General features: G+C 53.6%; 16 protein-coding genes. 14 read left to right on the forward strand and 2 right to left on the reverse strand.

Annotation, left to right across the window (positions count from 1 at the left end; all coding sequences use genetic code 11):
* Positions 1 to 26 precede the first annotated feature (26 nt).
* The 7 genes from ACG98I_RS04610 to ACG98I_RS04640 all read left to right on the forward strand — a co-directional run bounded on the left by ACG98I_RS04610 (position 27) and on the right by ACG98I_RS04640 (position 6,326).
* Positions 27 to 1,469, forward strand: a complete 1,443-nt coding sequence (locus ACG98I_RS04610; protein ID WP_394718757.1) for an MFS transporter — start codon at positions 27 to 29, stop codon at positions 1,467 to 1,469.
* A 181-nt stretch (positions 1,470 to 1,650) separates the two neighbouring features.
* The gene (locus tag ACG98I_RS04615) at positions 1,651 to 1,965 is read left to right on the forward strand and encodes a DUF2283 domain-containing protein (protein WP_394718759.1); all 315 of its coding nucleotides are present in this window, start codon (positions 1,651 to 1,653) and stop codon (positions 1,963 to 1,965) included.
* A gap of 253 nt (positions 1,966 to 2,218) precedes the next feature.
* The gene (locus tag ACG98I_RS04620; protein ID WP_394718760.1) at positions 2,219 to 2,641 is read left to right on the forward strand and encodes a hypothetical protein; all 423 of its coding nucleotides are present in this window, start codon (positions 2,219 to 2,221) and stop codon (positions 2,639 to 2,641) included.
* Positions 2,642 to 2,684: 43 nt separating this feature from the next.
* On the forward strand, positions 2,685 to 3,683 hold the full coding sequence (era, locus tag ACG98I_RS04625; RefSeq protein ID WP_394718762.1) for a GTPase Era: 999 nt from the start codon (positions 2,685 to 2,687) through the stop codon (positions 3,681 to 3,683).
* The gene (gene recO, locus ACG98I_RS04630; RefSeq protein ID WP_394718764.1) at positions 3,673 to 4,398 is read left to right on the forward strand and encodes a DNA repair protein RecO; all 726 of its coding nucleotides are present in this window, start codon (positions 3,673 to 3,675) and stop codon (positions 4,396 to 4,398) included. The genes era and recO overlap by 11 nt, the downstream gene beginning before the upstream one ends.
* Before the next feature lie 11 nt (positions 4,399 to 4,409).
* Positions 4,410 to 5,162, forward strand: coding sequence for an isoprenyl transferase (locus ACG98I_RS04635; RefSeq protein ID WP_394718765.1), 753 nt, complete (start codon positions 4,410 to 4,412; stop codon positions 5,160 to 5,162).
* Between the two features lie 75 nt (positions 5,163 to 5,237).
* Positions 5,238 to 6,326, forward strand: coding sequence for a VIT1/CCC1 transporter family protein (locus ACG98I_RS04640; protein WP_394718766.1), 1,089 nt, complete (start codon positions 5,238 to 5,240; stop codon positions 6,324 to 6,326).
* Here ACG98I_RS04640 and ACG98I_RS04645 read toward each other — a convergent pair.
* A complete protein-coding gene (locus ACG98I_RS04645) occupies positions 6,323 to 6,751 on the reverse strand; it encodes a Fur family transcriptional regulator (RefSeq protein ID WP_394718768.1) in 429 nt (142 codons plus the stop codon). The two genes, ACG98I_RS04640 and ACG98I_RS04645, sit on opposite strands and share 4 nt — an antisense overlap.
* 137 nt (positions 6,752 to 6,888) lie before the next feature.
* Between ACG98I_RS04645 and ACG98I_RS04650 the strand changes: the two genes are divergently transcribed.
* The 4 genes from ACG98I_RS04650 (at position 6,889) to ACG98I_RS04665 (ending at position 11,049) form a co-directional block, all read left to right on the forward strand.
* Positions 6,889 to 8,268, forward strand: coding sequence for a glycine--tRNA ligase (locus ACG98I_RS04650; RefSeq protein ID WP_394718770.1), 1,380 nt, complete (start codon positions 6,889 to 6,891; stop codon positions 8,266 to 8,268).
* A gap of 72 nt (positions 8,269 to 8,340) precedes the next feature.
* The gene (locus tag ACG98I_RS04655) at positions 8,341 to 8,853 is read left to right on the forward strand and encodes a hypothetical protein (protein ID WP_394718772.1); all 513 of its coding nucleotides are present in this window, start codon (positions 8,341 to 8,343) and stop codon (positions 8,851 to 8,853) included.
* Between the two features lie 11 nt (positions 8,854 to 8,864).
* On the forward strand, positions 8,865 to 9,356 hold the full coding sequence (locus tag ACG98I_RS04660; protein WP_394718774.1) for a hypothetical protein: 492 nt from the start codon (positions 8,865 to 8,867) through the stop codon (positions 9,354 to 9,356).
* A 463-nt stretch (positions 9,357 to 9,819) separates the two neighbouring features.
* On the forward strand, positions 9,820 to 11,049 hold the full coding sequence (locus ACG98I_RS04665; RefSeq protein ID WP_394718776.1) for a hypothetical protein: 1,230 nt from the start codon (positions 9,820 to 9,822) through the stop codon (positions 11,047 to 11,049).
* Positions 11,050 to 11,484: 435 nt separating this feature from the next.
* Here the strand turns inward: ACG98I_RS04665 and ACG98I_RS04670 are convergent, their stop codons facing one another.
* Positions 11,485 to 13,464: a TPM domain-containing protein gene (locus tag ACG98I_RS04670; RefSeq protein WP_394718778.1), complete on the reverse strand. Its 1,980-nt coding sequence runs from the start codon at positions 13,462 to 13,464 to the stop codon at positions 11,485 to 11,487.
* Between the two features lie 111 nt (positions 13,465 to 13,575).
* On the opposite strand from ACG98I_RS04670, the gene ACG98I_RS04675 reads away from it, so the two are divergent.
* The 3 genes from ACG98I_RS04675 to ACG98I_RS04685 are packed head-to-tail and all read left to right on the forward strand — an operon-like array spanning position 13,576 to position 15,824.
* Positions 13,576 to 14,976, forward strand: a complete 1,401-nt coding sequence (locus tag ACG98I_RS04675) for an SIR2 family protein (RefSeq protein WP_394718780.1) — start codon at positions 13,576 to 13,578, stop codon at positions 14,974 to 14,976.
* Between the two features lie 38 nt (positions 14,977 to 15,014).
* Positions 15,015 to 15,182 carry a hypothetical protein gene (locus ACG98I_RS04680; protein ID WP_394718782.1) on the forward strand — a complete coding sequence of 56 codons (168 nt, stop codon included), beginning with the start codon at positions 15,015 to 15,017 and terminating at the stop codon, positions 15,180 to 15,182.
* A gap of 39 nt (positions 15,183 to 15,221) precedes the next feature.
* The gene (locus ACG98I_RS04685; RefSeq protein ID WP_394718784.1) at positions 15,222 to 15,824 is read left to right on the forward strand and encodes a YdcF family protein; all 603 of its coding nucleotides are present in this window, start codon (positions 15,222 to 15,224) and stop codon (positions 15,822 to 15,824) included.
* Positions 15,825 to 15,882 lie beyond the last annotated feature (58 nt).

Here is a 15,882-nt window from a genome sequence, read left to right on the forward strand (position 1 = left end):
ATTCGAGTTTATGACTGGGGATGGACATGGCTGCAAATACCAAGGCGAAAGATCGCCGCGTTGCTTTTGCGACGATTGCCGGCACGACAATCGAGTACTATGACTTCTTTATCTACGCTCAGGCAGCTGGGCTGGTATTCGCGCCGTTGATGTTTGAGCCGCTGGGCTCTGAGTTCGGTCTCATGCTGTCCTTAGCTACCATTGGTATCAGCTTCCTCTTCCGTCCACTCGGGGCGTTCTTGGCGGGACACCTGGGCGATCGCTTCGGCCGTCGGTCAGTACTCGTTGCAACTCTTATCGGCATGGGTGTTGCGACTACGGCGATTGGCTTTCTGCCGACCTATGCTCAGATTGGCGTAGCTGCGCCAATCCTGCTGCTGCTTCTCCGTCTCTTCCAGGGACTCTGCGCTGGTGGGGAGTGGGGCGGTGCTGCCCTGATGGCAGTGGAACACTCCTCCCCACGCAAGCGGGGTCTGGCCGGTACTTACCCACAGATGGGCGTTTCGCTTGGCATGCTGCTGGCTACCGGTGTCTTCGCACTGATGTCAGGTGTTATTTCACCTGGTGATGCTTTCCTTGAGTGGGGCTGGCGCGTTCCATTCATCCTGAGCTTCGTTCTGGTTCTGCTGGGCCATTTCATCCGTCGCTCCGTGGATGAGACCCCTATCTACAAGGAAATCGCTGTCCGCAAGGAGCAGCCAAAGGCACCAGTTGCAGAGCTTTTCAAGAAGCACTGGGCACTGATCCTTGCGGCAGCAGTTCTCTTCGCGGGCTCCAATGCATCCGGTTACATCGCAACTGGTGGTTTCATCACCGCGTACTCGACTAATCCAGAGGGTCCAATTGGCTTCGACCGCACCACGGCAATGCTCTGCATCAGCTGCGCTGCTCTGGTCTGGTTCATCACCACGCTGCTTAGCGGCATCGCATCCGATTACTTTGGTCGCCGTAATACCTACCTCTTTGGCTATGTCTGGCTGATCGTGTTCGCTTTCCCGATGTTCGCGTTGGTCAATACCGCTGACCCAATTAAGTTTTCTATCGGCTTGGCACTCTTCGCGGTCGGCCTTGGTTTCAGCTTCGGTCCACAGGCTGCTTGGTACACCGAGCTTTTCCCAGCGGATATCCGCTTCTCTGGTGTGTCCATCTCCTATGGCGTGGGCACAGTTATCGGCGGCGCTTTCGCACCGACTATTGGCCAGGGACTGTTGGAGGCTACCGGTTCAACTAACGCGATTGCCGGCTACATCATCGTGATGTCCTTGCTCTCCATCATCGCAGCACTGTTGCTTCACGATGTCCCGCGCCGTCCGCTCGGTATTGACTACCAGGAAGAGCAGGAGAAATATGCGCGACTGCGCATCGGAAATGGCGCAGCATCTGTGCGAGGACAAGAATCTGAAGTTACATTAGCAAAGAGCAATGAAGTAAATGCTGAACCAGACGAGATGGAGCGCGTCGCTCCCTAGTATCCCGTTGGGTGGTTCGAATTGGAAATGCAGTCTCCGGACAGTTGCCTGTAGAAGGGTAGCTATCCGGAGTTTCTCTTTTCTTGGCGAAGCTTGAATTGCCACTAACCGGAACCGATCGATGTTCGCGGCAGTCTAAATAAGAAACCGCAGCAGAATCACAAGATATTCGGGGAGAGAAATGAACAAGTATCAATCGGTTCCATTGGGCGTTAGCTTCTTAGGCGGGGAGGGAGCTTATATCGAGCTCAATGATAATGAGGTGGCGTACTCACTAAGCATTGGCGAGCATGTGATTGCAGATATGGATGAAGATGCCTGGTTAGTTGGCCTTGAGCTGTTGTCTTTGAAGCACATACCGTCATTCGAGGACATTGATTCAGAAGTCTATATCGATGACTGGAATGACATTGATCTGGAGGAAGTGTTATATGAGCTGGACAGTTATAACCGCATTCAGCGATATTTCGGAACCTCGGATTTGGGAGCAATCTAAAGAACCTAGGTGGGTACCTACGTTTGACTGGGGACGCCTCGTGCGAAGTAGTTTAAAACTACAGGTCATGAAGTCTTCTTAAACTCTGGCTGATTAGTGGAAGTGTAGAAGCGTGTGAAAAACTGGTGGCAAAAGCTCCTTTCGGATCGTAGCATTAAGAACTAAGCAATTTAGGGTCCGCTAACTCATAGGCAAGCTACATAAGGGCCCTGCACCGAAGCACACAAAACGTGTCCACAGGGAAGGTCGACTCATGGCAAAGCACACAACGACTCATCGGATTGAGGCGCGGCTGAGGCTGATTACTGCCAGTGAGTTTCACGCGCATATTCATGATGAGGCTTTCCGGAAGGACTTTCTCGGCGACTATGAATGGGCGGCGAGTACACCGGTGATACCGGCGCTGTGGTCATCGACGGTGGAAGAGGTCTGCGAACAGATTGAGTGTATGTGCACAGACGAAGACCAGTACGTGGTCGTTCCAGTGTTATTGCGCGAGCCGATTCGGCTCGCGTGCATCCTGGTCACAGACCTATTTGATGTATTTGAGCCGGAGATGTGCATGGATGAGGTGTGTGAAGCGCTGGCGCTGACATCAGATTGGGCGTTTGCGAAAGAACAAGAAGTTAGGGTGCAGAAAGCCCAAGAAATCCAAAGCTTGGTGGATTTGGTGTAGCCAGACTAGGGGATTGGGCGAAATCGGACTAAGATGCAGGTCAATGAATAACACACCAGAAGATCCATTTGAGGCGGCCATGTCCGGCGCGGATGCAAGTCCCATGGCGGATTACAGCCAGTACACCAACACCCCTGAGGGCTTTCGCTCAGGTTTCGTGAGCTTTGTCGGACGCCCGAACACTGGCAAGTCCACGCTGACTAATGCGTTGGTGGGGCAGAAGATTGCTATTACTGCTGACCAGCCAGAGACCACGCGTCACCCTATCCGTGGTTTGGTGCACCGCGATAACGCCCAGGTCATCGTGGTGGATACACCGGGGCTGCACCGCCCACGCACGCTGTTGGGTGAGCGTTTGAATGAGATCGTCAAAGACACCTACCAGGACGTCGATGTCATTGGTCTGACCATCCCGGCTGATGAAAAGATCGGCCCCGGCGACCGCTGGATTCTGGAGAACGTGCGTGAGATTGCGCCGAAGACGCCAATCATCGGCATCGTGACCAAGCTGGATAGCGCCACCAAGGATCAGGTCGGCGCACAGCTGCTGGCACTATATGAGCTGCTGTCGGAAAATAATCCAGACGCAGTCGTCATTCCGGTCTCCGCGGTGGAGAACGTGCAGATTGAGGACCTCATCAAGGTGCTTATCGAGCATCTGCCGGAAGGACCGAAGTTCTACCCGGATGACCACATCACGGATGATGACACCAATAAGCGCATCTCTGAGTTGATTCGTGAAGCCGCACTATCCGGTCTGAAGGATGAGCTGCCGCACTCAGTCGCTGTTGAGGTGGATGAGATTCTGCCATCCGAAGATCGTGAAGATGTGCTTGATGTCCACGCGATTATCTACGTGGAGCGCCCAGGGCAGAAGAAGATCTTGGAAGGCAAGGACGGCCGCCGTCTGCGCCGCATTGTGGGCAACTCACGCAAGGAAATCATCCAGTTACTGGGACAAAATGTCTTCCTGGACCTGCGTATCAAGGTGCTAAAGAACTGGCAGTCTGATCCGAAGTCCTTGGGGCGCCTTGGCTTCTAGACCCTCTTTTCGCGACCGCGCGGTGGTTATCCGCAGCTATGACTTCGGCGAAGCAGACCGCGTCATCGTCCTGCTGACTAAAAACCATGGTTTAGTGCGCGCGGTGGCAAAAGGCGTGCGTCGCGCCAAATCCAGGTTCGGCTCGCGCCTGCAGCTCTTCGTTAACTTGGACGTGCAGCTATATTCTGGCCGTAACCTGGCGACCATCACGCAAGCAGATACCGTGGACTATTTCGGTGCACAGATCATTGATGACTATGACAAGTACACTGCTGCTTGCGTGATGCTGGAAGCCGCCGAGCGCTTGAGCATGGATGAGGATCCATACCTCTATAACTCGGTCGTGCACACGCTCAAACAGCTGCAAGATACCGATAGACCCATGCGGGAGCTGGACTCATTCCTGCTCAAAGCCATGGAGTACGCCGGCTGGGCACCGAGCCTTTTCAATTGCGCACAATGCGGCAAAGCCGGCCCACACCATGCGTTCCACCCAGCCGTGGGTGGAGCCACGTGCGGTAATTGCCGCCCACCGGGTGCCGCGGACATAGACCCGGAAACACTGCACATCATGTGGTTGATTGCCCATGGGCACCAGGCAGATGCCACGGTTGCCCAAGCAGGGGAGGCACATCAGCTCATCCGAGCACACTTGCAGTGGCATCTGGAAAGAAAAGTGAATGCACTCTCTGTGATGGATCAGGAACTGAAGTAAGGTATTAAAACGTGATTACCCCAGACCCCAATAGAGTTCTTCATCCGCCCCAGATTCCGGCGGAGTTTCTACCAAATCACATTGCACTTGTGATGGACGGCAATGGCCGGTGGGCACAAGAGCGTGGAATGAAGCGCACCGAAGGCCACAAGCGCGGCGAAGCTGTGCTGCTCGAAGTGGTTGACGCGTGCTTGGCGCTGGGGATTCCTTATCTTTCGGCCTACGCCTTTTCCACGGAGAATTGGCGCCGTTCCCCAGATGAGGTTCGCTTCCTCATGGGCTTTAACCGCGACGTATTGCGCCGCCAGCGTGAGTGGCTCAATGAGCGCGGCGTCCGCGTGGTGTGGGCAGGTCGCCGCCCACGGCTGTGGCGCTCCGTCATCAAGGAGTTGGAGGCAGCAGAGCAGCTGACCAAAGACAACACCAAGATGACACTCGTCATGTGCGTTAATTACGGTGGTAGAGCAGAGCTTTCCGATGCCTTCCGCACCATGGCCGAAGACGTCAAAAAGGGCGAGCTGAGCCCATCCGCGGTCAATGAGAAGACTATCGCGAAGTACCTCTATGACCCGCTGATGCCGGACGTGGATCTTTTCTTACGCCCATCTGGTGAAAAGCGCACCTCGAACTTCCTGCTGTGGCAGTCGGCCTATGCAGAACTGGTTTATCAGGATAAGCTATTTCCTGATTTCACTCCTGAAGATCTTTTCGCTGCGGTTGAAGAATACGCGCGTCGGGATCGTCGTTTCGGGGGAACAAAATAGCAATGCTTAAAACTTACTGACCCCAGGGTGCATTGCTCTGGGGTCTTAAAGGACTGTGCCGCAAGGATGGAAACCATGGAGCAGCCAACGCGCCAGCAGATTAATAAGTGGCGCAAGTATTTGGCTAATGAACGCGCTGAGGCGGCGGTCTACCGTGAGCTGGCGCGCAAGAAGAAGGGTGAGGAGCGCGAGATTCTCCTCAAGCTCGCCGATGCCGAGTCGCGCCACGAGCAGTACTGGCAAGAAATGCTGGGCGAATACATCGGCATGCCGCAAAAGCCTGACCTCAATACGCAGTTCATGGGCTGGATGGCTAAGAATTTTGGTTCTGTGTTCACGCTCGCGCTGATGCAGTCGGCGGAGTCCCGCAACCCGTATATGGATGATGATGACGCATCAGAGCAGTTGGCTGCCGATGAACGCGTCCACGCTGAGGTTGTTCGCGGCCTAGCCATTCAGGGCCGGGAGAAGATCTCGGGCAATTTCCGCGCCGCGGTCTTTGGCGCCAATGATGGCCTGGTGTCTAACCTGGCGCTGGTCATCGGCGTGATGGGCTCGGGCGCGCCATCATCGATGCTGCTGTTGACCGGTGTTTCCGGTCTGCTCGCGGGTGCGCTGTCGATGGCAGCGGGTGAGTACATCTCCGTGAAATCACAAAATGAGCTGCTGGAAGCATCTCGACCAGCAGCCGAGGCTACCCAGCTAGCCGGCGAATTGGACGTTAACGCCAATGAGCTAGCGCTGATTTACCGAGCACGCGGCATGAACCACGAGGATGCCGAGAAGAAAGCTCGGACCGTATTCAAGACCCTGCAGGATCGCAGCAAGTCACAGGACTCTTCGACGTCTCAGAAGACGGAGGAGACCAGCAAACAAGCCCAAAGCCACGGCGTTATTGGTGAAGCTTGGTCGGCAGCACTATCGAGCTTCTGCTTCTTTGCCACCGGCGCGCTGATTCCGATCATCCCATTCATCTTTGGCATGGAGGTCAACCCGGGGGCGATTTTGGCAATCATCCTGGTGTCTATCGCATTGATGGTTACCGGCGGAATTACCGGTCTAATTTCCGGAAAACCACCACTGACCAGAGCACTGCGCCAGCTGGCCATTGGCTTGGGCGCAGCACTCATTACCTATTTGCTGGGCATGTTGCTGGGCGGCTAAATTTGCGCCTGGCACTTGCCGCAGATGCCAAACACTTCTGCGTCATGGCCGGTCAGCGTGAAGCCATATTTTTCGGAAACATCGCGCGCCCACTGCTCGATTGGGCCACCATCGATTTCCTCGGTGCGCCCGCACTTGGTGCACACCAAGTGGTGGTGGTGCGAGTCCGTTTCGCAGTGGCGGTACAACGTTTCGCCCGTGGGGGAGTGCAGGGCATCAACGGCCTGGATATCCACTAAGGATTGCAATGTGCGGTAGACAGTGGTGAGACCAACTTTAGCCTCACGTTCTTGAAGCGCAGAATGGATTTCTTTCGCCGACAAAAAGCGGTCGATATCTTGCAGTACTTCGACAACCGCAATGCGCTGCTTAGTAGTGCGCATGCCAAGCTTGGGGGTAGAAGAGCTTGCGGAATGAAGAGTCATATTGCGAGTCTATCAATTTTGTTGTCGTGCCATATTTTTTAAACTTTCACCCCGGCCAAACATGAATTTCTTTCACCATATAGAATAGGCCGCACTATAACCATTGGCTGTCCCCTACCAGAGGAGTCTTTTTTACTATGGCGTCAGTGATCGAATCCGTCGTAAATCTTTGTAAGCGTCGTGGCCTTGTCTACCAGGCCGGCGAAATCTACGGCGGATCCCGCTCTGCATGGGACTACGGTCCGCTGGGCGTGGAACTCAAGGAAAACATCAAGCGCCAGTGGTGGCGCCACATGGTGCAATCCCGCGACGACGTCGTCGGTATTGACACCTCCATCATCCAGCCAACTCAGACCTGGATTTCTTCCGGTCACGTTGAGGTCTTCACCGACCCGCTGGTGGAGTCTTTGCACACCCACAAGCGCTACCGTGCAGACCACCTGCTGGAAGCATATGAGGAAAAGCACGGCCACCCACCAGCAAATGGCTTGGCAGATATCAATGACCCAGAGACCGGCCAGCCAGGTAACTGGACTGAGCCAAAGGCATTCTCTGGCCTGCTGAAGACCTTCCTGGGGCCAGTAGATGATGAAGAGGGCTTGCACTACTTGCGTCCAGAGACCGCACAGGGCATCTTCGTTAACTTCAAGAACGTGATGACCTCTGCGCGCATGAAGCCACCATTCGGTATCGCGAATATTGGTAAGTCTTTCCGTAATGAGATCACCCCGGGTAACTTCATTTTCCGTACCCGTGAGTTTGAGCAGATGGAGATGGAATTCTTCGTCAAGCCAGGTGAAGATGAAGACTGGCACCAGTACTGGATTGATAACCGCTTGCAGTGGTACATCGATCTCGGTGTGAACCCAGATAACCTGCGTCTGTACGAGCACCCGAAGGAAAAGCTGTCTCACTACTCCAAGCGCACCGTTGACGTGGAGTACGCATTCGGCTTTGCTGGCTCCAAGTGGGGCGAGCTCGAGGGCGTGGCAAACCGTACCGATTATGACCTGCGCGTGCATGCGGAGGGCTCTGGTGAGGACCTGTCCTACTTCGACCAGACCACTGAAGAGCGCTGGATCCCTTACACCATTGAGCCAGCTGCTGGCCTGGGCCGTTCCATGATGGCATTCCTGGTTGATGCATACACTGAGGAAGAGGTTCCTAACGCTAAGGGCGGAACTGATACCCGTACCGTGCTGAAGCTGGACCGCCGTCTATCCCCAGTCAAGGTTGCTGTTCTTCCACTGTCTAAGAAGGAAGAGCTGTCCACCCCTGCAAAGGCACTGGCGGATAAGCTGCGTGGCTTCTGGAACATCGACTATGACGTATCCGGTGCAATTGGTCGCCGCTACCGTCGCCAGGATGAGATTGGTACACCATTCTGCGTGACCTATGACTTCGATTCCCTCGAGGACAACGCGGTCACCGTGCGTGAGCGCGACACCATGGAGCAGGAGCGCGTCAAGATTGATGAACTCGAAACCTACCTGGCTGCTCGTCTCGCTGGCTGCTAAGCCTTAGAGAATTACCACATTTTAATGCGCTGACTACCTCCTTAGGTGGTCAGCGCATTAGACTATGTAGTCATGAAATACACCAGCTGGGATCGCAGTGACCGAGACAATCCAATCTTGAAGATCGAAGATGGTCCAGAAGAGATTGGTAAGTTCTCATCCACCTCAGCTGATATCGATGGTGACTTCTGGCGCTTGAGCGTGGACATGAAGCTGGGGGCTTCTGCCACCACGCCAGATGACCGCGTATTCCGCATCTCCGGGGACCTGAATAAGGATAAGAAGCTCGATGTCTCCCTGGACGGCCGCACCTTCACCATCATCAATGAGCAGTCCAATGACTGGATCATCGATGACGTCAACGGTGAATTCGTCGCACAATTCAGCGGCAAGGGCAATGGCGTGCGCACCGCAAACCTGGAATTTATGCATGAAGGAAAAGTCGAGCTCACCGTGGAAGAAATCGCCGCATTGTCGTGGTTTGCACGTCTTATTCTGGAAAATCGCTTGAAGAAGTCTTCAATTGCGATGATTGTTACCCTGATTTTGGCCTCTGCGGTCGCAGTAGTTGCGTTCCTAACTTAAAGTAATGAAGTGTGGCCGATAAAGCAGGAATTTTTAATACCAGTATTGATCTGAGTGGGGAAGTGTGGCGCTGGAAAGACGGCGTGCTTCGTGACTCCAGTGATCAAGTATTAGCCAGCGTTCGCGCTGATGTTATTTCTGTGGCTCGCCAAAACCTGCTGATTGAACACAACATCGGCGCCCCACGCTTTCGCCTGCGCGCCACCTCATCCAAGGGCAACCTGTACACGATGGGGCAGGCTTCATTCACAGTCAATATCTTGTCCGCAGATTGCGATCACAAGCGCTACAAGCTGCAGCGCACCAACCCTTTCCGCAAGGAAAGGGTCATTTCTAATGACATGGGCCAGGTGCTGCGCACCCGCCCGCGCGGCGATGGCACGCTAACGGTCACCTCGGCATCCGCGCAAGCCGAGGAAGTACCCTTCTTCGATGCAGTATTCCTGTCCTATGGCTGCGTGCTGATAGACGGCCAGGGCGTACGCGACAACACCCGGATTTAGAAATTGACGTCGCGGCCGTTTCTCCAACTAAAACAGCGACAAGCACGTAGTTCAACGCCGATAATGCGATTAAGAATATAATTCTGCGCATTAGGCCAATAACGCCATTGATCACTCATGAATCAGAGTGAAACTTTCATAATTAGCAAGGCAGCAGAAGCTGCAGTAAATGAGCCAATGCGGCTAAACGTCCTACAGAATTTAACAGCAAACAATGGGCGACGGCAGCGTCGGACGACTCGTTTTAGGATGTTCCGGCTCGGTGCAAATTCAAGACGAATTGCTAACTTCGTAGTCCACCTCGCAAGGGTCTCAGCACTTCTCATGGTGTTGGGCTCGACTGATGCGCCAACAAAATTGGTAAAAGCAAATGTCGCTGAAAAGGGAAGGATTTCCAGGCACTATCCTTTTTCTCTCGACGATTCTGTGCTCGGGAGTAAGTCCATATTGATAAGTTGGCTACATGGATTCAATACAGACAACTGGAGAATTCTGGATACCGAACCAGTCCGATAGGCGAGTTCAGGGAACACTGTTTTGGGAGCCAGGCGCCAAGGCAAGAGTTACTCTAAGAAATCGTGTCATCGAGGAGTTGGCAAATCCTATTCAGGTTGCTAACAACGAGGTTTCAATGACTACCAGTGGCGACCCTGCGTTGATAGTTCAAGATAGTGTTCCACGTATGTTGTTTGGTGAAACTGAGGTAGGTAGTGTCACGTGTATTGACTCCTACTTGCAGCATCCACCGGGGAACTTTATGAACATGGCGGCAATTTTCAGTCAGGTCTGGGATCCTTTCACCCTAGTCGTGGGGGCGCATCTTCCAGAAGGCAATGCTGAGAAACTTAATGCCGTTCGGCTGATTCTCGACAGCCCTGCATGGTGGAGGCATCTGCCGGATTTCGGTAGTGTGAAAAGCGAAATAGGCGAGGTTAGATGTAAACGCAATGAAGATGGTTCGGTGTGGTTGGAATTCAATTCTTCAACTGACCTGGATATAAGATCGGCTGCTCGTGTAGTTCAATCGATGTTGACGCTTATGAAGCTCGCGGTTGATGTCGAAGTTGCACCGCACCGTGTCCAGGTTCGCGAACGGAACAAGGAAACCTGGCTCGAAGTTAAGACGCGAAAGCTGAATGCTACCAAGAGCTCCAGTCCGGATCCTCACAACCTACTTCCTCCGTCAGCAGTTACGTTGGAGAGGATTGTAAGGTGGCTTGAGATTGAGAAATATATGGATGGTCTTGCTGCCGCTGTCGCATGGCCAGTTAAAGACGCGGCTATACAGGTCAAGTGCCTTGTGACATGTTCACTGATTGAGGGGATGCATAAGCGAATCGTTGACCCAGAAGAAATACACTACGCCGACCGAGCCGATCACCTACACAGTATTGCGACGCGAATTTCGCCAGATATTACCGATCCTGTTGTGGAATGGAAGAAGATGGTCAAAAATGTTCGTAATGATCTTTCCCATCACAATACGGTTCGGTCGTTCAATGAGCAGTTCTACAATTGGTTGATAGTCGAATCGTCTGCGAATTGGGTGCTGAGATTGTGCCTATTGTCGCATGCAGGGTTTAGAGATGAGGAGATCTCTGACGCTCTCAAGCATCACCAGCGCTACCAGTTCTATCGTGAAAATCTTAAGATGCACGTTCAAGAACTTGAAGCGGAGAAAGAAGCACGATGATTGAAAGAATCTTAGTTTAAAGCGGTCTACAGGCGTATTTTCTGACTCACCCGGTAGATATCCTTGGATATTCAGATTCCGTATCTGAAGAAAGTCTTACTGTATCGTCCGCTGATGGCCGGCGAGGAATGATGCAACGCGAACTGACATGCTAAACGTACGGAGTGCATGCGACGGGCTCATCTCCCAAGTGGTGCATGTTGATAGTTTCTGGAACAAGAAATCTGATAAGTAGTTTGCTTCGTACAACGGGTCTGCCGTCCGCTGTAAAGAGTGATTCCTATTCTGCTACGACCGTGAACAACCTTAGTTCAATTTCAACATCCAAATTGAAAGGGGGACAGGCGGTGGAAAGCGAAAGTGATTCTGAATAGAAAACTGGGCTACTCAAGGCTAAAGGTCGGAGTTGCCCAGTAAATCCAAGTTGCAGCAGCTTTAGAAAGAGCCGCCGCGGAAGCCACCGCCTCCGCCACCACCGGAGAAGCCTCCGCCTCCGCCGAAACCGCCACCGAATCCGCCACCGCCGCCGAGGATTTGTCCGATGACCATGCCGGTGATGATGTTGCCGGCTGAGTTAGAGGCGTGCTGGCGCTGCTGTTGACGACGGTAATTGTTGTAGTCATCGCGGGCACGATCCGCTGCCGTCTTCGCCGCGTTGGTGGCCTGGCGCGCATAATCAATCGCCGCGCGGATATCACGGTCGCGGGAGTTGAGTGCCTGCGCGTGCAGGTGCTTGGCATCCGCCAGGGCAGTACGTGCACCAGAGCCCACGATTCGACCTCGGGAAGACACAATGTCCTCCGCCGCCTGAATCTGCGTGGACGCGGACTGAATTTGCTTAGCAAATTGCTCCAGCTGACGCGCATGGGTGGAGGTTTGCTCACGCACGGTATCCAGCTGGTCATCCAGCTCAGTATCAATGGTCACTAGTGCAGTATGCTGCCCCAGTGGGTCAGAAGCACCCTGCTCGCGTGCCACGCCAACAGCAGCCTGCGCACGCGCAACTACGTCATCAAGTGCCTGCCAATCAGCATCCGTGCCCTGGGAGCGACCCTGTTGCTTAATTTGGCCTGCTTCTTGGATTTCACCCTCGACTTCGTCAATGAGTGCCGGCAGGCTGGCTTTTGCATCAGCAATATTGCCGCGGGCATGCTCCACACCCGTCAGATTACGATCGGAGACCTCCAAGGCATGCTCAGCATCGCGGATGTACGTAACCAAGCCACCTTGCTCGCCGGCTGGACGAGCCTGAATCTCACGTGCTGCAGACAAGTCCTTCTCTGCCTCGTCTAAAGATGCGGACGCGAGCTCAGCATTATCTTCGATTGACTGCAGCATCTCTTCACTGAATTCTGCTTGTAGCTCACGCAGGGTCTCCTCAGCATGTGGCAGACGTGCACGCACATCCACCGTACGCTGAGTCAGCTCATCTAACTTAGAGTCTGCGTTGACCAGAAGGTTGCGCATTTCAGCGAACTCAGCGGCCTGTGCGTCCAACGCATCATCGGCCTGTCCACAGGTGGAGATAATCTCCACCAGCATCGCGCGGCGTTGCTCTGGAGACTCTGGAATGGAATCATCCAGACGCTGGCGGATGTTGAATGCCTTCTGCAGGGTAGTGGTGGAGTGGTTCATCGCGCGGGTAAAGGAACGGGTGCGCTCCGGACCGAACTCAGCCATGGCGATGTCCAGTTCTTCCTTGCCGCGGCGGATGGACTCATCGGTGCTGACCAGTTCCTCATGCGCCAGCGCATCCAACGTTTCCAAGTCCAAGGAGTTAAGACGGCGTATATCGGTCGGCTCAATCTCACGAGCAGAAGACAGTACTTCCGCGGATTCCTTCTTCGAGCGCTTACGCGTATACGCCCAGATACCGCCACCAGCTACCACCGCGACACCGCCGGCGCCCGCCAACCATGCGCCGCTGTTGCCACTGGAACCCAAGGCGGCATCGGTAAGCGCTAGCGCTGATGCGCCCCAATCATCAGACGCTAGGTGCGGATAGGCGGCGTCATACATCGAATCCAAACGACCCTGCGGCCACTGCTCACCAGTCTGTACGCCCATCTGGCGGCCTTCCACATCCACGACATACGCCGCGGAATTCGGGCCCTTCTCAGATACCAGCGCGCCCGCGTACTCCTCAGCGCTCATGCCATCCATGTCATTGGTGAGCACCACGTGCAGCATGAGCTGCTCTTCTTGCTGCAGCTGCGTAATCTTATCGCTTAACTCCGCTTCCTCAGAAGAGCTCAACACGTCCGCGGTATCCGTGACGCGGTCAGAAATCTCCGTCACCGCCTGCGCCACAATATCGGTGCTCACCGCTAGTGCCGGTGCCGCACTGACACCGCCAATCGCCGTAGCAAAAAGTCCCGTGCACAAGATATGGCCAATACGCGCTCGCTTGTTCATAATCGCCAATCCTACCGGTGTTCTAGTAGACCGGTGGGGTCCTGGCGGCGGAAAGCCTGCTGACGTGGAACTGACTCCTATGGCTTTGGATTCCATGGCAAAATTACAACTATGAGTGCCTCTGACTTAGATGCTTCGACGATGAATCAATTTCGCAATTCTGGAGTCGAAAATCATTCGACCATCTTGCTGGGAGCGGGAGCATCGGTGCTCTCCGGACTACCTAGCTGGGATGACTTTGCAATTCGCCTTTTAACTTCAAGCGGCTCTGCGGACGAACAAACTGCAAGAACGCTTCTATCCCGCCAAGACCCAATGATTGTCGTCGAGGCTGCACGGGATGCGGCTGAATGTGATTCTGAATGGGAACGACTTTTGCGCCGAGCTCTATACTCGGGGATTTCTGTGGGCGAATCACTAGTTCCCTCTCCATTGCATGAGGAGACTGTCGGGCACTATTTGGAGCAACCAGAAAAGACTAGCCTGATTACACTGAATTTCGACACGCTCATTGAGCAAGTGCTCCAAGATGCTACGGGCGAAACGGTATCCTCTATCACCGACAGATGGGAGAATAATTCAAGCCCATCTGTGCATCATTTACATGGGATAATTACGCCTAAAGAGATTCAAGACGTAGTACTAACCATTAGGGATTTCACAACGCTAATAGAACGGCGCAACTCGTGGCAGGTGAGTTACCTAGAGAAAGCTGTCAAGCGTGGAGCACTGATCATTGCGGGAACGTCCTATAGAGATCCTGATCTTCGCCAGTGGCTTCACAAGGCGTTACTGGAGAAGCCGGAGGGGCACAAGGCCTTCGTGCTATTGGCTAGAGAAGGCTTTGAAGTTTCCAAAGAGGACTTTGACCAGTTGAAGCGCCCGCTTAGTGATCAGTGGAAAGCAATTGGATTACAACCGGTACTATTGCAGGACCATTCCGATGCAGCTCAAATCATTCGCGAGCTTCGCCATATCAATAATGATGGTTATCTCGCTCCTCAGGAGAGGTGCCAAATGATTTGGGACGAGCATCAAATGCAGTTCCATGAATTGCAGGCGAATTATGTGAACTTATTATCTAGCGACGCAGCTATGCTCAAGCGCGAAATTGGAGTGGAAAACATCGATCTGACGCTGTGGATGTCAAATGGACAAGGTGAACTTGTCAGATGGGCCTCTCAAGACAGGATCTATCGGGATCTGGCAACACTTCGCAGAATTTCGACGGGACATGACAGCGATTGGATAGCGGGAATGGCGTTAGGGGAGGACTCCCAGCTATTTGAAGAACTTCCTGAAAGTCCAACGCGACGCTGGCGTTCTGTACTTGCTGTTCCTGTCCGGGTGGCCGTGCCCAGACACCATCTTGTTTCAAGCGCCGTATTGACGATTGGTCTGCCCGACAAAAGAGAAGTTTATCTGGAAACAATGCTCACTTGGGAAGAAAAAGTTCTTGAAATGGTCGATGAATGGGGACAAAGGTTGGAGGATAGCGTCAGACTCGGCTAATGGGGGGTAGACTTAAAGTAATTTATGAAGGAGGAACGATGACTATGAAGGGTTCAGCGCGAGTAGTTAAAGATCTTGGAAATGGCGTTTACCGCGTAGCTGGAAATGTTCGACGCAGCCCAGTGACTGGCCGCTACGTCACCAAAACCGTCCGAAACTCCAATCGTAAATTTGCCAATAATGCTAAGAAGAACACGGTTCAGTAATTAAACCGTGCCCGGTCAGCTCAGATAAGCTTGTCTTCCATGGATATAGCAATCGTGGTCTTAGGCGCCTCCCAATATGATGGCCGGGCATCAAAGGTTCTTGCCGCGCGCCTAGATGAAGCATTAGCTATTGCAGTCGAGCACCCAGACAAAGATATCCACTTCTTTACCCTGGGCGCGAATATGCCAGGGGATAGGTTTACTGAAGCTGGCGTAGCCAAGTCCTATCTCATTGACCACCAGGTGGATGAAGAAAAAGTCCACGCGGTTGCCAAAGGCAATGACACCGTCGGCTCACTCGAGGCAGTGCTCAAAGAGCATCCATTGCTTTCCGAAGCCCCCTCATACCTCATCACCGATCCCCTCCACACGCTGCGCGCGAAAGCCATAGCGAACCAGCTTGGCTGGTCACCAAAGGTCAAAGGCGCACGCACATGTCCCTACTACTTTCCCCAGAAAGAATGGTGGGGAGGACTGGCCCATGAAGCAGGCGGCCTAGTGGTCGTGGCACTAAGTGCCATCTTTGGCAAACAAGTGGGCTTAAAGATCCGGGGACTGCTCTACAACGTCGAAGCGCTTATTCGGCCGCGCTTCAAGACCCGTCATGGTTTGCTTCGTCAAAACTCAGCAAACCATGAGTAGGAGAAGATACGCAGCAAATCATGAGTAAAAGCCAGAAGGCATTAGAACATGAGACAAC

The sequence above is a fragment of the Corynebacterium sp. L4757 genome, from assembly GCF_043673995.1.
GTDB lineage: Bacteria > Actinomycetota > Actinomycetes > Mycobacteriales > Mycobacteriaceae > Corynebacterium.

Excerpts from the sequence above, each read along its gene's own strand:
- ACG98I_RS04645 (WP_394718768.1), bottom strand. The coding sequence starts at position 6,751 with ATGACTCTTCATTCCGCAAGCTCTTCTACCCCCAAGCTTGGCATGCGC.
- ACG98I_RS04650 (WP_394718770.1), top strand. The coding sequence starts at position 6,889 with ATGGCGTCAGTGATCGAATCCGTCGTAAATCTTTGTAAGCGTCGTGGC.
- ACG98I_RS04665 (WP_394718776.1), top strand. The coding sequence starts at position 9,820 with ATGGATTCAATACAGACAACTGGAGAATTCTGGATACCGAACCAGTCC.
- ACG98I_RS04640 (WP_394718766.1), top strand. The coding sequence starts at position 5,238 with ATGGAGCAGCCAACGCGCCAGCAGATTAATAAGTGGCGCAAGTATTTG.
- era (WP_394718762.1), top strand. The coding sequence starts at position 2,685 with ATGAATAACACACCAGAAGATCCATTTGAGGCGGCCATGTCCGGCGCG.
- ACG98I_RS04615 (WP_394718759.1), top strand. The coding sequence starts at position 1,651 with ATGAACAAGTATCAATCGGTTCCATTGGGCGTTAGCTTCTTAGGCGGG.
- ACG98I_RS04610 (WP_394718757.1), top strand. The coding sequence starts at position 27 with ATGGCTGCAAATACCAAGGCGAAAGATCGCCGCGTTGCTTTTGCGACG.
- ACG98I_RS04670 (WP_394718778.1), bottom strand. The coding sequence starts at position 13,464 with ATGAACAAGCGAGCGCGTATTGGCCATATCTTGTGCACGGGACTTTTT.
- ACG98I_RS04620 (WP_394718760.1), top strand. The coding sequence starts at position 2,219 with ATGGCAAAGCACACAACGACTCATCGGATTGAGGCGCGGCTGAGGCTG.
- ACG98I_RS04675 (WP_394718780.1), top strand. The coding sequence starts at position 13,576 with ATGAGTGCCTCTGACTTAGATGCTTCGACGATGAATCAATTTCGCAAT.
- ACG98I_RS04680 (WP_394718782.1), top strand. The coding sequence starts at position 15,015 with ATGACTATGAAGGGTTCAGCGCGAGTAGTTAAAGATCTTGGAAATGGC.
- ACG98I_RS04685 (WP_394718784.1), top strand. The coding sequence starts at position 15,222 with ATGGATATAGCAATCGTGGTCTTAGGCGCCTCCCAATATGATGGCCGG.
- ACG98I_RS04655 (WP_394718772.1), top strand. The coding sequence starts at position 8,341 with ATGAAATACACCAGCTGGGATCGCAGTGACCGAGACAATCCAATCTTG.